Origin of the sequence: Tahibacter caeni (assembly GCF_024609805.1) — a bacterium.
Taxonomy (GTDB): domain Bacteria; phylum Pseudomonadota; class Gammaproteobacteria; order Xanthomonadales; family Rhodanobacteraceae; genus Tahibacter; species Tahibacter caeni.
Genome location: NZ_JANFVR010000466.1, coordinates 1 through 2,933, shown reverse-complemented (window position 1 = coordinate 2,933; position 2,933 = coordinate 1). Strand labels below are relative to the sequence as shown.

3 protein-coding genes are annotated in these 2,933 nt (G+C 72.3%); 2 read left to right on the top strand and 1 reads right to left on the bottom strand.

The genetic code is table 11. The features are described 5' to 3' along the window. The first annotated feature begins 148 nt into the window (after positions 1-148). Positions 149-1,000, top strand: a complete 852-nt coding sequence (locus NON22_RS22690) for a class I SAM-dependent methyltransferase (RefSeq protein ID WP_257389264.1) — start codon at positions 149-151, stop codon at positions 998-1,000. A gap of 124 nt (positions 1,001-1,124) precedes the next feature. Here NON22_RS22690 and NON22_RS22685 read toward each other — a convergent pair whose 3' ends face one another. After that, on the bottom strand, positions 1,125-2,042 hold the full coding sequence (locus NON22_RS22685; RefSeq protein WP_257389263.1) for a M14 family metallopeptidase: 918 nt from the start codon (positions 2,040-2,042) through the stop codon (positions 1,125-1,127). A gap of 328 nt (positions 2,043-2,370) precedes the next feature. Here NON22_RS22685 and ubiT point away from each other — a divergent pair, with 328 nt between their 5' ends. Further along, positions 2,371-2,904, top strand: coding sequence for a ubiquinone anaerobic biosynthesis accessory factor UbiT (gene ubiT / locus NON22_RS22680; protein WP_257389262.1), 534 nt, complete (start codon positions 2,371-2,373; stop codon positions 2,902-2,904). The last annotated feature ends 29 nt before the right edge of the window (positions 2,905-2,933 follow it).

Sequence of the window (2,933 nt, the reverse complement as noted above, 5' to 3'; positions counted from 1 at the left end):
CGACGCTCTTCCGATCTGGCCGCCGCGGCCGGTCGAGCGCGACGCCCCGCACGACGCTCGACGGCGTGTGCGCAGGCAGGCCGATCGCCCGCCGCGGGCGCGTTCCTGGGACAATGCCGGTTTGTCCTGCGGCGCCGCGCGCCGGGAGATGCCTGCCGTGCCGCACTATTCCGGTCCCCTGCTGACCCAGTCCCAGGCCGAGGCGCTGCAGGCCGCGCGCGACGCCGGCGCGGCGGTCTGGAACGGCTCGCTCGATCTCGACCGTTCGCAGGGCGAGGCGCAGCTCGACGCGGACGCCTGGCGATGGAACGGAAAGCGCTATCCGTACGCGTTCCGGCTCAAGGAGCGCACGATCTACTACTGGGACGGCGACGCGTTCGCGCCGGTGTCGCGTTTCTCCAATTCGCTGATCAAGCTCGTGCCGACGCGCTGGGGCGTGCCGACGTTCGAGATCGACGGCATCAAGATGCTGCCGAGCGAGAACGACTCGCCGCTGGCCGATGCGCGGCGCAAGGTCGCGCTGGTCGAGCCGCGCGGCAAGCGCGTGCTGGATACCTGCGGCGGTCTCGGCTATTTCGCGGCCTGCTGCCTCGAGGCCGGCGTCGCCGCGATCGATTCGTTCGAGAAGAATGCCGACGTGCTCTGGCTGCGCACGCTGAATCCCTGGTCGCCGGACCCGGACGCGCCGGCGGCCGGCGGCCGTCTGCAGCTGACCCATGCCGACGTGCTGCCGGCGATCGCGCAGCGCGCCGACGCCTCGGCCGACGCCGTGCTGCACGACCCGCCGCGCTTCGGCATCGCCGGCGAGCTGTATTCGCAGGCCTTCTACGAGCAGCTCGCGCGCGTGCTGCGCCGCGGCGGCCGGCTGTTCCACTACACCGGCAGCCCGAACCGGCTGACCAGCGGCCGCGACGTGCCGCGCGAAGTCGAGAAGCGGCTGCAGAAAGCCGGCTTCAAGGCCGAGCTCGCGCTCGACGGCGTGTTCGCGGTACGGCGCTGAGTCGCCGGTGCGGCGGGCGGCCGGCTGCCGTTGCGCGACGACGGGAGCGTGCCGGCGCGGACGAGCGCGTCATCGCGCTCGTCCGCGCATCGCTTGAAAATCCGCGACGAATTTCAGCGGCCGCTCAGCCGGCCAGCGCGAAATCGATTGCCGCGCAGACCGCGGCGGCCTGGGCCGCATTGCACTGCTCGGGGCTCGCGCGCGGACTGTCGGGATAGACCTCGGTCGTCGTCGTGTAGCGCGCGTCGGTGACGCCGGCGCAGAGGCCGAGCCGGCGCACGGGATAGTTGATGACGCCGGGCGCGACCACGGGCGAGCCGATGATCTGGCCGTTCGCATCGGCCTCGGCGATGTGCGTGATCGTCGCGACCGCCGCAATGACGGCCTGCTGGAACGCCGGCTGCGGATTCTCGCTGTCGCCGACGAGGTAGAAGCCGTCGGGGATGACGTCGGGTTCGTAGGCCTCGCCGTTGCGCGCCGCAAGGGCCGGGCGGAACTCGGATTCGTCGCTGTCGGTGGTCTCGTGCAGGTCGATGTGCACGAGCACGCGGCCGCGCAGCGGTTCGACCAGCTGCATCAGCGCGGCCGACTCCGGCGCCGGGCTGTCGGCGCGGAACGAGCGGTTCGGATCGACTGCCTGCGGATTCCAGCGGTGGATGCGCTCGTAGGCCCAGGGGCTGATGCACGGCGCGACGAGCAGGTTGACGCGGCCCGCATAGTCGGCCGCATGGCGCTCGACGAAGCGCAGCGCGCCGTGCACGCCGCTGGTCTCGTAGCCGTGCACGCCGCCGGTGACGAGCACGCAGGGCAGCGCGTCGCGCCAGTCGCGGCTGCGGATCGCGAGCAGCGCGTAGCGGTCGGGCAGATAGTCCAGCCGGCCGTATTCGACGACGTCGAAACGCGCGCGCAGCCGGTCGACGACGCTGGCCACGTCGTCGGCGTAGCTGCGCAGGCGCGTCTGCCGCGACAGCCATTCGGCTTTTTCCGCCGCGCCCCAGGGCTGGCCCGGCGTGCCGATCGGGTAGGGGGCGGATTCGCTCATGAGTCGCTCGCTCTGCAAAGGACATGGGGTCGCAGACTCTAGTGTCCCGTCCCGCAAATAACTATCGAATGATTCCGGGGTCTTTCACCCGATACGTCGTGGCCGGGCGTCGCCGCAGCGCTGCTGCGCCTCCTTCCGGCGCCCGGTCCCGGGGGCAAAATCCTTCGGGAATTCCTTCGACGTAGCTACGGGGCAGGACACTGGCATCGCGCGACGGGCGATCGTCACGGCCCTGCGCCGCCGAGCGACGGCGGATTGACCTGGGTCAGGGCGGAGCGAGGCGCCGGCGCGGCAGTCTCGCGGCCTGCCTTCCTGTGCGAGTCCCGTCATGTCCCCGTCGTTGCTGCGACTGCTGCCTCCGCCCCGGCGCTGGGCGCCGCTGCTGCACCTGCTGCCGCGCCAGGCGCTCGCGCAGGCGTTCGAGCACGCTGCGGCGCAGGTGCTCGCCGGCGCGCTGCAGCGCGGCGAGCTGTCGGCGCTCGAGGATCGCGTGCTCGGCATCGAGGTGCTGGACCTGCCGTTGCGCTTCGCCGTGCGCGTGCGCGCCAGCCGCCTGCAGATCCGCGCGACGGACGCGAACGACGCCCGCGTGCAGGCCCGCGTCCGCGCGACCCTGACCGACCTGCTGCTGCTGAGCGGCCGGCTCGAGGACGCCGATACGCTGTTCTTCCAGCGCCGGCTCGGCGTCGACGGCGACACCGAGCTCGTGCTGACCGCGCGCAACCTGCTCGACCGGCTGGACTGGGAACAGGTGCCGCTCGCGCTGCGCATCGTGCTGACCCGCGCCGCGCGCCTGGCCGACGCCGCGCGTGCGGCCTGGCGCGCCGGGCGCGACGGCACAGGTCCGCAACGACGGCAGTGAGCGCCGGCTAGGTCTGCGGCAGCGGCACG

Coding starts and splice junctions, on each gene's coding strand:
- NON22_RS22685 (WP_257389263.1), bottom strand. CDS start 2,042: ATGAGCGAATCCGCCCCCTACCCGATCGGCACGCCGGGCCAGCCCTGG.
- ubiT (WP_257389262.1), top strand. CDS start 2,371: ATGTCCCCGTCGTTGCTGCGACTGCTGCCTCCGCCCCGGCGCTGGGCG.
- NON22_RS22690 (WP_257389264.1), top strand. CDS start 149: ATGCCTGCCGTGCCGCACTATTCCGGTCCCCTGCTGACCCAGTCCCAG.